The 16,403-nt window shown below is 62.6% G+C and carries 15 protein-coding genes; 11 read left to right on the top strand and 4 right to left on the bottom strand.

What is annotated here, in order from left to right:
• The first annotated feature begins 48 nt into the window (after window positions 1–48).
• Entirely contained in the window at window positions 49–1,698 is a 1,650-nt protein-coding gene (locus ACORJG_RS04090; protein WP_427791845.1) for a M28 family metallopeptidase, read from the top strand.
• Between the two features lie 107 nt (window positions 1,699–1,805).
• Complete coding sequence (locus ACORJG_RS04085) at window positions 1,806–3,410, top strand: M28 family peptidase (RefSeq protein WP_427791843.1); 1,605 nt, start codon at window positions 1,806–1,808, stop codon at window positions 3,408–3,410.
• Between the two features lie 144 nt (window positions 3,411–3,554).
• Here the strand turns inward: ACORJG_RS04085 and ACORJG_RS04080 are convergent, their stop codons facing one another.
• The 3 genes from ACORJG_RS04080 to petA are packed head-to-tail and all read right to left on the bottom strand — an operon-like array spanning window position 3,555 to window position 6,306.
• Entirely contained in the window at window positions 3,555–4,430 is an 876-nt protein-coding gene (locus tag ACORJG_RS04080) for a cytochrome c1 (RefSeq protein ID WP_427791841.1), read from the bottom strand.
• A gap of 5 nt (window positions 4,431–4,435) precedes the next feature.
• On the bottom strand, window positions 4,436–5,734 hold the full coding sequence (locus ACORJG_RS04075) for a cytochrome b (protein WP_427791839.1): 1,299 nt from the start codon (window positions 5,732–5,734) through the stop codon (window positions 4,436–4,438).
• A 17-nt stretch (window positions 5,735–5,751) separates the two neighbouring features.
• On the bottom strand, window positions 5,752–6,306 hold the full coding sequence (petA, locus tag ACORJG_RS04070) for a ubiquinol-cytochrome c reductase iron-sulfur subunit (protein ID WP_427791838.1): 555 nt from the start codon (window positions 6,304–6,306) through the stop codon (window positions 5,752–5,754).
• Between the two features lie 196 nt (window positions 6,307–6,502).
• Here petA and ACORJG_RS04065 point away from each other — a divergent pair, with 196 nt between their 5' ends.
• Both ACORJG_RS04065 and ACORJG_RS04060 read left to right on the top strand, forming a co-directional pair.
• On the top strand, window positions 6,503–6,958 hold the full coding sequence (locus ACORJG_RS04065; protein WP_427791836.1) for a tRNA (cytidine(34)-2'-O)-methyltransferase: 456 nt from the start codon (window positions 6,503–6,505) through the stop codon (window positions 6,956–6,958).
• Between the two features lie 342 nt (window positions 6,959–7,300).
• The gene (locus tag ACORJG_RS04060; protein ID WP_427791834.1) at window positions 7,301–9,577 is read left to right on the top strand and encodes a hypothetical protein; all 2,277 of its coding nucleotides are present in this window, start codon (window positions 7,301–7,303) and stop codon (window positions 9,575–9,577) included.
• Window positions 9,578–9,607: 30 nt separating this feature from the next.
• On the opposite strand, the gene traA is transcribed toward ACORJG_RS04060, so the two are convergent.
• Entirely contained in the window at window positions 9,608–11,812 is a 2,205-nt protein-coding gene (gene traA, locus ACORJG_RS04055; protein WP_427791832.1) for a Ti-type conjugative transfer relaxase TraA, read from the bottom strand.
• A gap of 204 nt (window positions 11,813–12,016) precedes the next feature.
• Between traA and ACORJG_RS04050 the strand changes: the two genes are divergently transcribed.
• The 7 genes from ACORJG_RS04050 (at window position 12,017) to ACORJG_RS04020 (ending at window position 16,403) form a co-directional block, all read left to right on the top strand.
• The gene (locus tag ACORJG_RS04050) at window positions 12,017–12,457 is read left to right on the top strand and encodes a MucR family transcriptional regulator (RefSeq protein WP_427791830.1); all 441 of its coding nucleotides are present in this window, start codon (window positions 12,017–12,019) and stop codon (window positions 12,455–12,457) included.
• A gap of 99 nt (window positions 12,458–12,556) precedes the next feature.
• Window positions 12,557–12,865 carry a conjugal transfer protein TraD gene (locus ACORJG_RS04045; protein WP_427791828.1) on the top strand — a complete coding sequence of 103 codons (309 nt, stop codon included), beginning with the start codon at window positions 12,557–12,559 and terminating at the stop codon, window positions 12,863–12,865.
• Window positions 12,852–13,142 carry a conjugal transfer protein TraD gene (locus tag ACORJG_RS04040; RefSeq protein WP_427791826.1) on the top strand — a complete coding sequence of 97 codons (291 nt, stop codon included), beginning with the start codon at window positions 12,852–12,854 and terminating at the stop codon, window positions 13,140–13,142. The genes ACORJG_RS04045 and ACORJG_RS04040 overlap by 14 nt, the downstream gene beginning before the upstream one ends.
• Entirely contained in the window at window positions 13,136–14,137 is a 1,002-nt protein-coding gene (locus tag ACORJG_RS04035; protein WP_427791825.1) for a HEPN domain-containing protein, read from the top strand. The genes ACORJG_RS04040 and ACORJG_RS04035 overlap by 7 nt, the downstream gene beginning before the upstream one ends.
• A 199-nt stretch (window positions 14,138–14,336) precedes the next feature.
• Complete coding sequence (locus tag ACORJG_RS04030; RefSeq protein WP_346522180.1) at window positions 14,337–14,912, top strand: ATP-binding protein; 576 nt, start codon at window positions 14,337–14,339, stop codon at window positions 14,910–14,912.
• Window positions 14,909–15,832, top strand: a complete 924-nt coding sequence (locus ACORJG_RS04025) for a bis-aminopropyl spermidine synthase family protein (RefSeq protein WP_427791823.1) — start codon at window positions 14,909–14,911, stop codon at window positions 15,830–15,832. The genes ACORJG_RS04030 and ACORJG_RS04025 overlap by 4 nt, the downstream gene beginning before the upstream one ends.
• On the top strand, window positions 15,819–16,403 hold the full coding sequence (locus tag ACORJG_RS04020) for a hypothetical protein (protein WP_427791821.1): 585 nt from the start codon (window positions 15,819–15,821) through the stop codon (window positions 16,401–16,403). The genes ACORJG_RS04025 and ACORJG_RS04020 overlap by 14 nt, the downstream gene beginning before the upstream one ends.

Below are 16,403 nucleotides of genomic sequence, written 5' to 3'. Positions count from 1 at the left end.
GCTCTTTACGGTCCCCCGCAGTTATACTTACCGAGGGGTTGAGCCTGCATGCGTCTTTCATCTTCCGTCGCCGTTCTGGCGTTCGCTGTCGCCCTGGGCGGCGCAGTCGCCGTTCAGGCGCAAACGACGCCCGCCTTTGACGCCGCCCGCATTTCCGAACACATCCGCATCCTGTCGGACGACAGCTTCGAAGGGCGCGGCATCGCCACCCCGGCCGAGCAGAAGGTCATCGACTATCTGAGCCGTGAATATGCGGCCGCAGGCTTCGCCCCCGGCGGCGAGAACGGCGGCTGGACCCAGGCCGTGGGCCTGAACCGCTTCACCGTCTCCAACGTCTCGGGCCAGCTGAAGCTGGGCGACTGGAGCCAGTCGCTGACGCAGGGTCAGGAAGTCACCATCACGACCCGCCTGCCCAGCAACGGCGTCGACCTGAAGGACAAGCCGCTTGTCTTCGTCGGCTACGGCATCAGCGCACCCGAGCGTGATTGGAACGACTTCAAGACCGACGTGCGCGGCAAGGTGATCGTCGTCCTGGTCAATGACGCCGACTTTGAAGACCCGTCGCTGAACACCTTCGGCGGCGAGGCCATGACCTACTACGGCCGCTGGACCTACAAGTTCGAGGAAGCCGCGCGTCAGGGCGCCGCGGGCGTGCTGATCGTCCACGAAACCAAGCCCGCCTCCTATGGCTGGACCACGGTCGCCAACTCCTGGGGCGTGCCGCAGTTCGACATCGTCCGCGCCGATCCGTCGGCCGAGCGCGTCGCCATGGAAGGCTGGATCCAGCGCGATCTGGCCGTGGACCTGTTCCGCCGCGCGGGCCTCGACTTCGAGCAGGAGAAGATCAAGGCGCGCAGCCGCGACTTCCAGCCGGTCGAGCTGAAGGGCGCCGCCATCGACGCCCACATGGACGTGAAGTCCGAACGCATCGTCACCCACAACGTCGTGGCCAAGCTGGAAGGTTCGACCCACCCGGACGAGACGATCCTGTACACTGCTCACTGGGACCACATCGGCATGGGCGAGCCGGACGCCACCGGCGACCGCATCTTCAACGGCGCCATCGACAACGCCTCGGGCACCGCAGCCCTGCTGGAGCTGTCGCGTCACTGGGCCGCCGGTCCGCGTCCTGAGCGCACCATCGTGATGATCAGCTTCACCGGCGAGGAAAGCGGCCTGCTGGGTTCGGAATTCTACGCCGCCAACCCGCTGTATCCGCTTGAGAAGACCGTCGGCGGCTTCAACCTCGACTCGGCCGCCGTCTTCGGCCGCATGAACAAGCTGGGCGTGACCGGCTACGGCCACTCGGAACTGGACGAGCCGGTGATCGCGGCGGCGGCGGCGCAAGGGCGCGGCTTCGTCGGCGACGCCGGGGCCGCAGCGGGCATCTACTTCCGCTCGGACCACTTCCCGCTGGCCAAGAAGGGCGTGCCGATGGCCTTCCTGTCCTCGACGGGCGAGTTCGTCGACGCCCCGATCGAACCGCGTCAGGCGCGCGCCGCCGACTACCGCGCCAACCGCTATCACCAGGCGGCGGACGAGTGGGAGCCGGACTGGGACTATCGCGGCATGATTCAGGACCTCGACGTCATGTTCAGCGTCGGTCAGGACCTGGCCAACAGCCGCACCTGGCCTGAGTGGAAGGCCGGATCGGAATTCGGTCCGGAACGCGCCAAGAGCGCCGCTCAGCGCCGCTGATCCTGGTCGATCACCGCAAACATGACAAAAAAGTAAGGGGCGGCCTCGCGAGGGGCCGCCCTAACACTATGCAAAAGGCCTCGTGGGGAAGGCCGAAAGGAAACGCCATGCATCATCGCTTCATCCGCGGCGTCGCGGCCGCCGCACTGCTTCTCGTCGCCGGCGCCGCCACGGCGCAGGACTTCTCGATCCAGCGCCTGTCCGACGACATCCGCATCATCAGCGCCGACGACTTCCAGGGCCGCTATCCGGGCACGGAAGGTGAGAAGAAGACGCTGGACTGGCTGCAGGCCCAGTATGAAGCCATGGGGCTGCAGCCCGGCGGCCCCAACGGCCAGTGGCTGCAGGCCATCGACCTGAAGCGTCTGACGCCCAAGGCGCCGCCCGCCCTCAGCTGGACCGGCGCGAACGGCAAGGCCACGGCCCTGACGCCCGGCGCCGACTTCACCCTGCGCGCCATGAACAGCGCGGCGCAGGGACGGTTGACCGACGCGCCCGTCGTCTTCGCCGGTTACGGCATCCATGCGCCCGAGCGCGGCTGGGACGACTATGGCGATCTGAATGTCGCAGGCGCCGTGGTGCTGGTTGTCGCGGGCGAGCCTGATGGAGAACTGTTCAACGGCAGCTACGCCACCAACTATCAGTCCGCCGCCTATAAGGCCGACGAGGCCAAGCGGCGCGGCGCCCTGGCCGTTCTGACCGTCACCGACGGCGGCGCGGGCGAGGCCGCCTGGCGGCGCGAACTGATGGGCGCCGAACGCACCCGCACCCTGACGCCCGGCTCGGCCGAACTGGACCTGAGCGGCGCGATCAATCGTGATGCCGCCGCCGCCATGGGCGTGGATCTGGCGACCATCACGCCGCGCCTCCAGACCGGCGACTTCCGCGCCTTCCCGATGGATGTGAAGATCACCGCCTCGGCCGAGGAGACGGTCGAAATCCTGCGCACCCACAACCTGCTGGCGCGGATCACCGGGACCGAGCGGCCGAATGAGGTCATCATCTACTCCGCCCACTGGGATCATGTGGGCGTCAACGAAGACGCGCCCGGCGACGACAAGATCTTCAACGGCGCCTGGGACAATGCGTCAGGCACCATCGGCGTGGTCGAAATGGCCCGCCAGTTGAAGGACGCGCCGACGCCGAAGCGCACTATCGTCTTCGCCCATATGGCGGCCGAGGAAATGGGCCTGCTGGGCGCCTACGCCTATGTCGCCGATCCGGTCTATCCGCTGGAGACGACGGTGGCCGACATCAATATCGACATGCTGCCCCTCAGCGGCCCGACCCGCGACGTGCCGATCTTCGGCAAGGGCCAGAACAGCCTTGAAGACAACCTTCAGGCGCTGGCCGAACAGGAAGGCCGCTATGTCTCCGACGACGGCCAACCTGAGCAGAACTTCTATTACCGCTCGGACCACTTCCCCTTCGCCCGCGCGGGTGTTCCGGCGCTGATGGCCTGGCACGGCGTGGACTGGGTCGACGGCGGCCGCGAGGTCGGTCTGGCCGCATGGAAGGCCAAGTTCGCCGCCGACTATCACAAGGTCAGCGATGAATGGTCACCCGACTGGGACCTGCGCTCGGCGGTCGAGAACCTGACCCTGATGTATCGCCTGGGTCTGGAACTGGCCAACGGCGACGAATGGCCGACCTGGAAGCCGACCTCGGAGTTCGGACAGGTCCGCGATCGCAGCGCCGACGCCCGCCGTTGAAGACGCCGCCCGGAGCGCTATTCAGGCGCTCCGGGCGGCACGGCGAGGCGGCCCCATCGCCCTCGTCGCACGGCTGAGCAGCAGACACGAAAAAGCCCGCCGGATCGCTCCGGCGGGCTTTCTTGTTTCCGATCAGGGATCGCGTTAGTGGGCGACGCCCTTCCAGATGCGGCGGTAGCTGGCGTAGGTCACGCCCGCGAAGGCCAGCAGGAAGATCAGCACGCCGAAGCCCATCTGCTTGCGCTCGACCATCTTCGGCTCGGAGGTCCAGGCGATGAAGGCGGCGACGTCCTTGGCCATCTGGTCCACGGTCGCCTCGGTGCCGTCGTCATAGGTGACCTGACCGGCGCTCAGCGGCGGCGGCATGGCGATGAAGCCGCCCTTGGGCACGTCGCCCTTGCCGGTCCAGAACGGCGTCATGTCCCCGGCCATATAGGGGTTGTAGTGCTGGGTCTCGGTCATCTTCAGGCCGGCCGGCGGGGCCGAATAGCCCGACAGCAGCGAGTAGATGTAGTTGGCGCCGTCGTGACGGGCCTTGGCCATGACCGACAGGTCCGGCGGCATCGCGCCGCCGTTGGCGGCAGCAGCCGCCGTCGGGTTCGGATAGGGGTTGGGGAAGCGGTCTGCCGTGGTGGCGTCGCGCATCAGGGCCTCACCCGTTTCCGAGTCGATATCCGCGACCTGGATTTCCTTGGCCAGCGCCTTCACGACTGGGTTGTCGTTCGGGTTCGAATATTTCGGATTCCAGAACGGCCCGTGCTTATCGCCCAGGTTGCGGAAATGCATCATGTCCATGCCGTGGCACGATGCGCAGACCTCGCGATAGACCTTGTAGCCGCGTTGCAGCTGGCCCTGGTCAAACGTTCCGAACGGCCCGTTGAAGCTGAAGCCGCCGTCGCGCGGATGCTTGGCGCCCCCGGCGGCCATCGCCGGAGCGGCGATGGCGACCAGGCCGACAGCGGCCGTCACTGAGACAAGGATCTTGCGGAAGGACACGGTCTTTTTCTCGTTGCTCATCATCGCGCTCAGGCCTTCTCGGCTGCGGTCGACGGGAGCACAGGCTCCGAGATCGTCGCCGGGATCGGCAGCGGCTTCTCACGCAGGCCGACAACCGGCATCAGCACCACGAAGAAGACGAAATAGTACGTCGTCAGGAAGCGCGTCAGCCACAGGTAGGAGTTCAGGTCGCCGTCGATCAGGGTGAAGGTCTTGAAGCTGCCGATGACCGGCGCGTCCGGCAGCTGCGCGCCGCACCAGCCCAGACCGAAGCAGACGAACAGGAAGATGATGAAGAAGGTCTTCATCGTCGGGCGGTAGCGCATGGAGCGCACCTTGGACGTATCCAGCCACGGCAGGACGAACAGGACGCCGATCGCCGCGAACATGGCCACGACGCCGCCGAACTTGTCGGGGACAGCGCGCAGGATCGCGTAGAAGGGCAGCATGTACCACTCAGGCACGATGTGCGCCGGGGTCTGCAGCGGGTTGGCCGGGATGTAGTTGTCGGCGTGGCCCAGGGCGTTCGGCTGATAGAAGACGAAGACCGCGAACAGGATCAGGAACAGGATGATCGCGAAGCCGTCCTTAACCGTGAAATACGGGTGGAAGGGCAGCATGTCCTTCTTGGCGCGGTCCTTCGGGATCAGGATGCCGACCGGGTTGCCCTGACCAGCAGCGTGCAGCGCCCACAGGTGCAGCACCACGCAGCCGGCGATGACGAACGGCAGCAGGTAGTGCAGCGAGAAGAAGCGGTTCAGCGTCGCGTTGTCGATCGCCGGGCCGCCACGCAGCCAGATCAGGATCGGCTCGCCGACGACCGGAATGGCGCCGATCAGGTTGGTGATGACCTCAGCGCCCCAGAAGGACATCTGGCCCCACGGCAGGACGTAGCCCAGGAAGGCGGTGGCGATCATCAGGAAGAAGATCACGCAGCCGACGATCCAGATCATCTCGCGCGGCGCCTTGTAGGAGCCGTAATACAGGCCCCGCAGCATGTGCAGATAGACGGCGATGAAGAACATCGACGCGCCGTTGGCGTGCACATAACGGATCAGCCAGCCGCCGTTCACGTCGCGCATGATGCGCTCGACCGAGGCGAAGGCCATGTCGACGTGCGGGGTGTAGTGCATGGCCAGGACGATGCCGGTGATGATCTGGGTCATCAGGCAGATCGCCAGGATGCCGCCGAAGGTCCACCAGTAGTTCAGGTTCTTCGGGGTCGGCAGGTTCGCATAGTCCATGCCGAAACGGATGATCGGCAGGCGGGTGTCCATCCACCGCTCAACGGCGGTCTTCGGGACGTAAGTGGATTCGTGATCGCTCATGGTTCCTCTGTCCGTCCTCAGCCGATCTTCACGCGGGTGTCGGACATGTATTCATAGTTCGGCACGATCAGGTTCAACGGCGCCGGTCCCTTACGAATACGCCCCGAGGCGTCGTAGTGCGAACCGTGGCACGGGCAGAACCAGCCGCCGTATTCACCGGCGTTGAAGGTCGGCACGCAGCCCAGGTGGGTGCACGAACCGATGACGACGAGATATTTCTCGTGACCGGCCTTGGTGCGCTCGGCGTCGGTCTGGGCGGGGCTGCCGACGGCGCCCTCGTCGATGACCTTCTTCAGCTCGGCCTCGGTGCGGTAACGCACGAACACCGGCTTGCCCTGCCATTTGATGACGACCTGCTGGCCTTCCTGGACCTTGGTCAGATCGAATTCGATCGACGCCAGAGCCAGGGTGTCAGCCGCCGGGTTCATCTGGTTGATGAGCGGCCAGGCCACCATCACGCCAGCGCCGGCCGCAGCCGCGCCCGCAGCAATGTGGATGAAGTCGCGGCGAGTGGCCTCGCCACCCCCGTGTTGGCCGTCAGGCCCGTCAGCATTCACGACCGATTCGGCCACGCGTTTCACCTCTGCATCGCCGGTCGCCCGCCCCGAGATGGGACGTCAACCGAATGGAACCCTATCATGCGATGGCAAACCCCTGCCCGTCCGGCCCCGGTTTCAACTGTTCCTGACAAGTCGCTGAAGCGATTTGCGAAACAGTCGCAACAAAAGCCGCGACAAGGCCCCGCCCCGCGCGTATGACGGCCTTAGAATGCGTCTCGCCCTTTTTCAACCTGACATCCCCCATAATGTCGGCGCCTGCATACGCTTGAGCGCCTGTTTCGGCGTGGAATTGCACGTCATCGAGCCTACGAGCTTCAATTTCGACGATCGCGCGATGAAGCGGGCGGCCCTCGATTACGGGCCTCTGTCCCATATGACACGCCATTCCAGCTGGGACGATTTCCAGCGCGACCGGGCGCCGGGGCGGCTGGTGCTGTTCACCACGCGGGCGGCCGAACCCCTGACCGATTTCGTTTTCCAGCCTGATGACGTTCTGTTGTTCGGCAAGGAGAGCGCGGGCTCGCCCGACTACGTCCATGCGGCGGCGGATGCGCGAATCTATATTCCGATCCGCCCGGAAACCCGGTCGCTGAACCTGTCGGTCAGCGCCGGAATAGGCCTGCATGAGGCGTTGCGGCAATTGCAGGAACTGCCCCAACGCTGACCCTTCTCCCCTTGTGGGAGAAGGGCGGTAGCTAACCTAGCAAAACGAGAGAGAAATTTCGACCTGTCGGCCTCTGTATAGCAACTGTGCAGTGTCATCGCGGGCGCTGTGTGACGCTGCGCAGTTCAAAGGAGATGCCGATTAGGGTCAGGCAGCGGGCGTGCCCGGTCGACGGGAGCGGCGACATGCACACGGCGTGCACGCGGTGATCGATTTGGAAGGTCGTTACACCCTGTCCAGCGGCGTCACCCCGGCGCTGGGGCCGACGATCTGCTGGACAACTACGGGGAGGACCAGAAGGGCGCGGTGAAGCCTCCTCTTTCTTCGGTCCCAAATCTACTGATGCCCTTGGTCGATAGCCTGTACCCTATCATCGCGGCGGGTTATTCGGAACGCGGCCGTTTCGTGAATCGTAGCTTGAAGCGTGCGGATAACGCCTTAGGGGACCGGATGGATAAGTTGAAAATCAACCTGGAGAATTGCTTCGGCATCCGGAAGCTGGATGTCGAGTTCAACTTTTCCAAATGCAAGGTCGCGGCTGTGTACGCACCGAACGGCGCGATGAAGTCATCGCTCGCGAACACCTTTCAGGCGCTAGCCGACGGCAAGCCGCCCATCGACCGGTTCTTTCCTGAGCGGGTCTCAACTTATTCCGTGACTGATGAAAGTGGCGCGGCCATTGACCCAGCCCATATTCTGGTCGTGCGCCCCTATGATGAAAGCCTGCAGCATTCGGCGAAGACTTCCGCGCTCTTGGTCAATGCGAATCTGCGGGCCGAATACGAGACATTGCACTCTGAACTGGAGGCAACAAAAGCCGATTTCCTGAACGCCTTGAAGGCGACGTCTGGTTCGAAGCGGAATTTGGAAATCGAGATTTCAAGTGCGTTCACGCCATCCGCTGACCGCTTTTACGATGCGCTCGCGCGAGTGAAAGAGGAGGTAACAGGGCTTAGCGAAGCGCCCTTCGGATCGATTGAGTACGACAAGCTGTTTGACGAGAAGGGGATCGCGGTCCTAACTCAACAGGATTCGAAAAACCTGATCGCGGAATACATTCAGAAGTACAACGAGCTTATTGATGGCTCGGCCTATTTCAAACGCGGCACGTTTAACTATTTCAATGCCGGTCAGATCGCGAAAAGCCTTGCCGACAACGGGTTCTTCAAAGCGGCGCATACGATCACCCTGCGCGGCGGCGAGGACGTTCATATTGCCAACGAACAAGAGTTGAAAGATATCGTCCAGAAGGAAAAGGACGCCATTACGAGCGATGAAACGCTGCGTAAAAAATATCAACAGCTTGCCGGGCTTCTAGAGAAGAATGCGGATGCTCGAAAATTCGAGGCATATCTGTCCGAGAATGAGAATCTTCTTCCATATATGTCCAATATCGCAGCCTTAAAGGAGGAAGTCTGGAAGTCGTATATTAAGATAAACGAGGCTCTCTATCTTAAGCTGCTCGATCAGCGCCAGGCCACGGAGAAGAGGCGGACGGAGATCGAACAGGCGGCCGCGTCGGAACGGACGCAGTGGCAGGAGGTCATCGACATCTTCAATGAGCGGTTTTCGGTGCCCTTCAAGCTAGCGCCGAAAAATCTGATCCAAGTAGCTCTCGCCAAAGAGCCTATCCTCGCCCTCGACTTCCTGTTCGAGGAGGGAGGCGAATCCGTCAGCGTGAAACGCGAGGCGCTTATGGAGGGGCTCAGCACGGGCGAGCGCAAGGCGTTCTATTTGCTCAACGTCCTGTTTGAGGTGGAGGTACGGCGTAAGCAGGGGGTGAAAACCCTTGTGATCGTTGACGACGTGGCCGACTCCTTTGACTACAAGAATAAATACGCGATCGTTCAATATCTTGGAGATATCGCAGACGACGACCTTTTCCGTCAGATAATCCTAACGCACAATTTCGACTTTTTCCGCACGATCAACTCACGCCAGATCGCATCCTACAATTGCTGCTTTATGGCTTCCAAAACTTCTGGCGGACTTAAAATATATCCCGCGCAAGGGATCAGCAACATATTCGTAAACGATTGGAAGATCGCCTTCTTCCAAGATGAGAAGAAGAGGGTTGCGTCGATTCCATTCATGCGAAATCTCGTGGAATTCACACGAGGCGTGGATGACCCCACGTTCCTCAAACTCACCGGCCTGTTGCATGTCAAACCGGGCTCGGAGAGAATCACGGAAGGCGAACTGGATGCGATCTACAACGGTCTGTTCGGCACCACAGGTACACACCCCCATTCTGACAAGGCCGTGTTCACGTCCATCGATGAGGCGGCGGCGCAGTGTCTCGGCGCTCCCGAAGGGATGAACTTCGAGAACAAGATTGTCATGGCGATCGCTGTTCGCCTGGCCGCCGAGCGCTATATGATCGCTACAATCGCCGACTCGACATTCACTGATGCCATCGTCTCAAGTCAGACGGGGCGGTTGCTTGGGCGGTTCAAGAAGGACCACCCCGATAAGGCGGCAGAGGTAAAAATCCTTGAACGTGTTGCGTTGATGACCCCGGAAAATATCCACCTCAACTCATTCATGTACGAGCCTATTCTGGATATGTCAGACGAACACCTGCGTCGCCTGTACCAGGACGTTTCGGCGCTCACGTAAACTTTGCGTCTACGGGGAGTTGACGGCTGGTCAACGACTACGCCCCCTCGAGGGCATGTCCAACCGTCGTTCCGAGGCCTTCTGTTTAAGCGAGCGTGCCAGCTCCTGCTGCCCCGCAAACTCCTCGCGGCCGTACCGCAAACTCACCGCATCCCGATGACGGCTCATCGCCACATAGGCCGCGTGGCGATCCATGTGCGAACTGGCCAGCACATAGGCCTTGTCGAAAGTCGCGCCCTGGACCTTGTGGATGGTGGCGGCGTAGCCGTGTGTCAGGTCCGCATAGTTCTTGCGGTCGAACCGCAAGGTTCTGGCGTCGTCCAGCCTCACCTCCAGCGCTGAGCCACTGATGCGGATCAGCGTGCCCAAGGTTCCGTTCTTCACCCCCAGCGACCGCTCGTTCCTGAGGAACATCACCCGGTCTCCGGCCGCGAACGCGACCGCCCCTCGCGTGGTCTCGACCACCTGATCCTCGGCCAAGGCTCGGTCAGCCCGCAGCGCCGCCCGCGCCAGCCGGTTGAGCTCGGCCACATCGGCGCGGGTGTAGGCCATCATCATCCGCGAGGCGGCCGGGTCGCGCTGTCGATCCTGCGCCCATTCCGCCACCAGCGCCTCGCGCGCATCGGTGCGGGTATCGTGGCCCGTGACCGCGCCTGCCTGCTCGTACCGCGCCAGCGCCTCGGCCGTCCGGCCCGTGGCCAGCTCGCGGGTCGCCTGCCGCTGCCAGTCGGTTCGCTGCCTGAGCACCTGAGTGATCTCGGCCGCGCCGTGGCGCTCCACCACCCTTCGGAACGGTGCGCCCGCCTCGATGGCCTGCAACTGCTCCGGATCCCCGGCGAGCACCACCTTGGCGCCAGAGAGCATGGCCTCCTTGAGGATGCGCGCCATCTGCCGCGTCCCCGCCATGCCCGCCTCGTCGATCACCAGCACGTCGTTGGTCGTCAACCGGTCCAGGTTCCGCGTCCACGCGTACTCAAGGCTGGCCAGCGTGCGCGAGGCGATCCCTGAGCCCTTCTCCAGACTCTCGGCGGCGATGCCGGACAGGGCCGCGCCCCGCACCCTATACCCTTGCGCCTCCCACGCCAGACGCGCCGCCCCCAGCATGGCGCTCTTGCCGGTCCCGGCGTAGCCGACCACGGCCGACAGGCCGTCGCGTTGAAGCACATGGCCCAAGGCCAGAACCTGATCCTCGGTGAGCGGCCGCTCGCTGTGTTGGACGACGCGCGCCGCCGCGCTGATGGCGCGTTCGCTGACCCGGTGATGGCTGCTGCCCGCGAGTCCATCGACGGCGCGGATTAGGGTGCGCTCCGCCCGCACCATTTCCGCGCTGGTGAAGCGCTCCCGGCCGCGTTCGTCCTCCCCCAGTCGCACCAGGGCGCGCGACGACAGGATGGCTCCCATGGCCCGGTCGAACTGATCCTTGCCGTCCGTTCGCGCGAACACGAACCGGGCCAGGTCATGACGGCTGAAGCTCGCCTGATTGTAGGTCAGGGCCTCCAAGGCGTGAGCCGGATCACGGATGATCAGATCGCCGTTGCGGCGGGCGACCGCCCGGTCATCCTCCACCCGTTCCGAGGCCCGGCCGCGCGCCTCCAACCGCGCGGCGGTCGGGCCGATCTTGGGCTGTGGCTCAAGGGCGATGCCTTGGTCTTCGAGGCTGCGATGATCGATGCGGATGTCCATGTCCAGTTGGGCCAGCCGCTCGTTCACATGCTCGGCCCACGCCTGGCGCCAGTGCTCCAGCAGGGCGGTGCTGTTCCAGTCCCGCACCTTGGCGCCGAAGCCGTCCTTGGTGACCTCGCGCATGGCCAGCATGACGTGAGCGTGGGGACGCGGCAGGCCGTCCTCGCCCACATCGCAATGGACGTTCAGGTCGGCTGCCATGCCCCGGTCTACGAACTCGCGCTGGACGAAGGACCGGGCCAGTTCGATGGCGTCGTCCGGGTGCATCTCACGCGGCAGGGCGAACTCGACCTCCCGGGCCAGCTGGGCGTCCTTGCGCTTCTCGCCCCACTCGACCTCGTTCCACAGCGCCTGCCGGTCCTGCCAGCGCTCGGGCGCATGCGCCGGCGCCATGATCTCCGAATGCAGCACGCCGGGTTTGCGCGTGTAGTCGCAGGAGCGCTCGGTGCGCTCGTCATAGAGCCGGGACGCCGACCGGTAGGCGGCCGCCGCCACGGCGCTGCGGCCCGCAGACCGGGCGATGACCTTGGCGGAGAAGTGGTAGATCGCCACCGGGGCTCTGCTCCGAAGCAAAGCGCACGTCGGAACGACGTATAAGCGCGCACTCCGGACAGCATGTCCGTCGTGACGGAGACTGGCGTCCCGCAAGTCTACGGAGGCGGAAAGCCGCGATCCTTCATCGCGTCCGGTTTCCAGGCATGAGGGGACGTGCAAGGCTGAGCCGTATTACTTCCCCCACCATCAGGACCTGAATGCATGGATGAGCTGACCGCCGAGACCGACCTGATCGGCATGACCGCCGATATCGTTTCGGCCTTCGTGTCGAACAACGCCATCGCCGCCGACGCCCTGCCGCGCCTGATCGCGGGCGTGCATGGCGCGCTTGCCGGCACGACGCAGGTTGCGGCGCCCGAACCCGAGCCGCAGGCGCCTGCGGTGTCGATCCGCAAGAGCATCACGCCGGACCACATCATCTGCCTGGAAGACGGCAAGCCCTTCAAGTCGATGAAGCGCCACCTGTTCAACAAGTACGGCCTCACCCCGGAGGACTACCGCGCCAAGTGGGGCCTGCCGAAGGACTATCCGATGGTGGCGCCGAACTACGCGGCTGCGCGGTCGGAACTGGCCAAGTCGATGGGCCTCGGCCAGGGCGGTCGCAAGCCCGCCAAGCGCGGCCGCAAACCGGCGACCAAGTAGGCCGCTTACGCCCGCGCACCACCGCAGACTTACGGGGGCGCGCGCAAGGCAGGACCGAAGCATGATGGCGGCTCTTCGAAGGAAGAGAGAGCCGTCATCATGCGAAAGCCCAGGGACATCGACGCCGAACTCGTGGCGCTGGCGGAACGCGCGGCGGCGCTGAAGGCGCGCCGGGTCAGCCAACTCGGCGAACTCGTCATCGCCAGCGGCGCCGACGCCCTGGGCGCCGACATCCTGATGGGCGCACTGAGCGCCGCATCTGCCGAGAAGAACGACCAGACCCGAAGCCAATGGCGTCTGCGGGGCGAGGCCTTCTTTCGTGGCGAACGGACGCGCGCCGCTTCGGCGGGCGCTTCGCGCCACGACCCTAAGGCTGGCTCAGCTTCCAGCCCTGATGCGCCGGACTGAAGCCATGCAGCGGCGAGCCGAACACCAGGAACGTCAAGATGCGCGGCGCGCCCGGACCCGCCACCTGATTGAACTGGGCGGTCTGGTGCAGAAGGCAGGCCTCATTGAACTGACCGGCGACGACCGCAACGCCATCCTCGGCGGCCTGCTTGTCGTCGCCGCCATGCTGCATTCTGATCGGCGCGACGAGGCTATGGCGGTTCTGGCGCACCGGGGACGGCGTGCCTTCAGGGGTGACAAGGAGTCCCCCAGCGGCGATGCTCCAGCCCCATGGTGATCCGTCGCGAATACCACAGAGCCGGCCGCGAGGAGCTTCGCCTTGCGAAGCGCGGCGGTAACGGCAAGACTCGTCGGATGAAGACGAGTCTAGATCATCTGCCGCTCGGCAAGCGCCGCGAACTGGAGCACGTGCTCGGCGTCATCAAGGACGAGTTCCACAAGGCCATCGCCAACCGACGCGCCGAGGGCGTGAAGGACGGCCAGATACTCAAGGTCATCCTCTACGGCTCATACGCGCGGGGTGACTGGGTCGAAGATCCGGTTGGCCGCTACTTCTCCGACTTCGATCTGCTTGTCGTCGTCAGCGATGAGAAGCTGACCGATGTGCTGGAGTTCTGGGAGGGTGCCGAGAAGCGTCTGCGGCGGGACCTCGCCTCGGGCGCCAATCTTCGCACCCCAGCGGACCTGATCATTCATTCACTCGACGACGTGAACGACCAACTGGTGCAGGGCCGGTACTTCTTCGCGGACATCGTGCGCGAGGGCGTGGTGCTGTTCGAGGCGCCGGACCATCCATTTGTTGATCCGCAACCTCTTCCAAGCGATGCGGCGGTGAAAGAGGCCGAGAAATACTACGCCGAGTATATGGGGTCAGCGAGCCGCTTCATCACGCACGCTCGCCTAGACATTGAGAACGAATGGAACAGCCTAGCGGCCTTCCATCTCCATCAGGCTGCGGAGAACTTCTACAACGCCGTCTTGCTCGTCGCGACGCTGTACACGCCGAAGTCCCACAATCTGGTCCGGCTGCGAAATGCAGCCGAGCCAATCGATGCGCGGTTGGCGGAGGTATGGCCGACGGAGACGAAGTTCCAGAAGCGGTGCTTTGAGCTCCTGCGCGCGGCCTATGTAAAGGCGCGGTACTCTGAGCATTATCGGGTGGCTGCCGAGGAGCTTGCCTGGATGCTCGAGCGACTGAAAGTGCTCGAGAACATGGTGGAGACGATCTGCCGCGATCGATTGAATGGCTTGAGCACCGCCAGGAAAGGCTGAAATGCGACAGAAGCTGACATCGGCGAACGGGCTGATGCGCGGCCAGTTTCCGCATGGCGTACCAACCGCGTGATGCTTGTTAAGCCAGATTTTCTTTGTGGTGCCACGCGCCGCAGGCTGGGCGCTCGCGCTTAGCGTGCAAAACGCCTTGACATGTAACGATGTTTGGTAAGACTTCTCCAAAGTACAGGGGGGGAGCGTGCCAAAAGTTATCTATCTCACAGGCGCTCCGGCGTCTGGAAAAAGCTCAACGTCGCGCCTGCTAAACGAGCAACTGCCCTCCCTGCTGATTTGGGAATACGGGAAGCGGCTCACGCAGCATTGCAGGACGAAGTACGGCGCAGCCGATCACGAAGACCTCCGGGCACGTTCCAGCGCCATTGTGACGCCTGAGGATATTGTTGAGGTGGATCGGGCATTGCTGGAGTTCGTATCCACGAACCGCGACTCGCATCCGATCCTTATTGATAGTCACCCGGTAACGAAGGAAGATTTTGGATTCCGGATTACTGCCTTTTCCGCGTCACAGCTGTCCGCACTTGATCCAAGTGAAATTTGGGTCACTTTCGTAAGTCCCGAAGAGACGTGCAATCGTATTGCCGCAGACAATGGGGGACGCCCAGCAGTAACCGAGGAGGAGGCGCGCATGCACACGGGGTTGCAAGCTTCGATAGCTGCAATCTACGGCGTGACTGCTCCTTGTCCCGTCTACCTCTTCGATACTGGTCGAGACCAGCAGGCGCTGGTTAAGCGCCTCGTGGGGCGTTTGTCATGAGCTTTGCCAGCTGGGTATCGCGCTTGAGCCTTATGAAGCGCCAAAAGAGCCGTCCAGTCGTTGGGACGGCTGTTCCACCCTCTGAGCGTCGTCGGATTGATCTGCGTCAGGCCATAAATGCGGTATCGGATGTAGTCCAGAATCGACCGCGCCCATTGAGGGTGTTCGATCAGATCCACATGAAAACCGGAGACATGGTACTTCAAAGCGAGATGATCGCCGATTGGGCCGACGGGAAACGCCTGGCCTTCATCGGCGATGGTGATGCGATTAGCGTTTGCGTGGCCTATTTGAAGGCGCGAGGGGTCCTAAACTTCGGGCCGTCGCACATCACCGTCTTCGACTTCGATGAGCGCACAGTGGAGGCTGTCAAGAATTTCGCTGACCGCGAAGGCATCACCAACCTTGATGCTCAGCTCTACAACGTGCTGGACGCCCTAGAGCCAACAAATCCCTTTGATTGCTTTTACACAAACCCGCCTTGGGGGGCGTCAAACGCGGGCCGGAGCGTCAATGTATTTATCCAACGCGGCATGGAAGTCACGAAGCACGCGGGTGAAGGTGTAATCGTAATCGCCGACGACGACGCGCTGGAGTGGCCAAAACACGTTCTGGCTGGAGTGCAGAGCTTCGCGTCATCGCATGGATTCTACGTCTCTAGGATGCAGAGAAAGCTTCACGAGTATCATCTCGATGATGCACCGGACCTAAAGTCATGCAATCTCTACGTGTCAGCGCTTCCGGGAAATCCGTCTCCAGGCAATAGCCAAGCTATTGTTGATGGCGACCGGCTCGCAAATTTCTACGGACTAGATCAGCCCCCCACCGTTCGTTATGTCCGCGCTAAGAGAAGATTAGATTACGGCGTGGCGCACGAGGATGAATACAGCCTGGAGTACCTCGAAAATGCTCGCAAATGACATCGTCCGCCCCGGTGCTGGGCTCCTCTTCATGAAGATCGGCACTCACGCTAGCGAAGATTTAGACAAAATAATCGCGCGCAAGCGGTCGGAGATTGCTAATACTGGATTTGGTATGTGGGGATATGGTGGGAACACCTGCCACCCAGCATCTATGGTGCAGCCGTTCGCCCGAAGCTTTGCAGAGCGAGGTCAGCCGATTCACTTAGTGATGGAGCAAATGCAGTCCAATCACTTTGGATCTGGCGTTGCTGCGGAGTACTCCGTAGATGGCCAGAGCTGGTCAGAAATACCGGATACTATTGAAGTCCGTGGTTCAAAGTATGCACTTCTAATTGAGGACCTGCATGCAGACAGCATGAACCTACCCTTGGATCAGACTCGCGTGCCTGTCGGCCCTAGTACGGGTCGATTAGGTAGCCTTTACATAAAGGGGCGCGTTGACAAAGCCTGCCTTGAGGTAACGGATGCTCCAGAGCTACCCAATGATCGTGAGCCCAAGATTATAGAGATCGGACTGGTGGCGAAACTGAAAGATCCGTATGCTGTATTCCTTCGTGGGGAGCGATAA

Origin of the sequence: Brevundimonas diminuta, from assembly GCF_050310045.1 — a bacterium.
Classification (GTDB): domain Bacteria; phylum Pseudomonadota; class Alphaproteobacteria; order Caulobacterales; family Caulobacteraceae; genus Brevundimonas; species Brevundimonas diminuta_F.
Note: the sequence above shows the minus strand (reverse complement) of the source record. Positions and strands in the feature narration are given on the sequence as shown.

Coding starts and splice junctions, on each gene's coding strand:
- ACORJG_RS04090 (WP_427791845.1), top strand. CDS start 49: ATGCGTCTTTCATCTTCCGTCGCCGTTCTGGCGTTCGCTGTCGCCCTG.
- ACORJG_RS04085 (WP_427791843.1), top strand. CDS start 1,806: ATGCATCATCGCTTCATCCGCGGCGTCGCGGCCGCCGCACTGCTTCTC.
- ACORJG_RS04080 (WP_427791841.1), bottom strand. CDS start 4,430: ATGATGAGCAACGAGAAAAAGACCGTGTCCTTCCGCAAGATCCTTGTC.
- ACORJG_RS04075 (WP_427791839.1), bottom strand. CDS start 5,734: ATGAGCGATCACGAATCCACTTACGTCCCGAAGACCGCCGTTGAGCGG.
- ACORJG_RS04065 (WP_427791836.1), top strand. CDS start 6,503: ATGCGTCTCGCCCTTTTTCAACCTGACATCCCCCATAATGTCGGCGCC.
- ACORJG_RS04060 (WP_427791834.1), top strand. CDS start 7,301: ATGCCCTTGGTCGATAGCCTGTACCCTATCATCGCGGCGGGTTATTCG.
- ACORJG_RS04050 (WP_427791830.1), top strand. CDS start 12,017: ATGGATGAGCTGACCGCCGAGACCGACCTGATCGGCATGACCGCCGAT.
- ACORJG_RS04045 (WP_427791828.1), top strand. CDS start 12,557: ATGCGAAAGCCCAGGGACATCGACGCCGAACTCGTGGCGCTGGCGGAA.
- ACORJG_RS04040 (WP_427791826.1), top strand. CDS start 12,852: ATGCGCCGGACTGAAGCCATGCAGCGGCGAGCCGAACACCAGGAACGT.
- ACORJG_RS04035 (WP_427791825.1), top strand. CDS start 13,136: ATGGTGATCCGTCGCGAATACCACAGAGCCGGCCGCGAGGAGCTTCGC.
- ACORJG_RS04025 (WP_427791823.1), top strand. CDS start 14,909: ATGAGCTTTGCCAGCTGGGTATCGCGCTTGAGCCTTATGAAGCGCCAA.
- ACORJG_RS04020 (WP_427791821.1), top strand. CDS start 15,819: ATGCTCGCAAATGACATCGTCCGCCCCGGTGCTGGGCTCCTCTTCATG.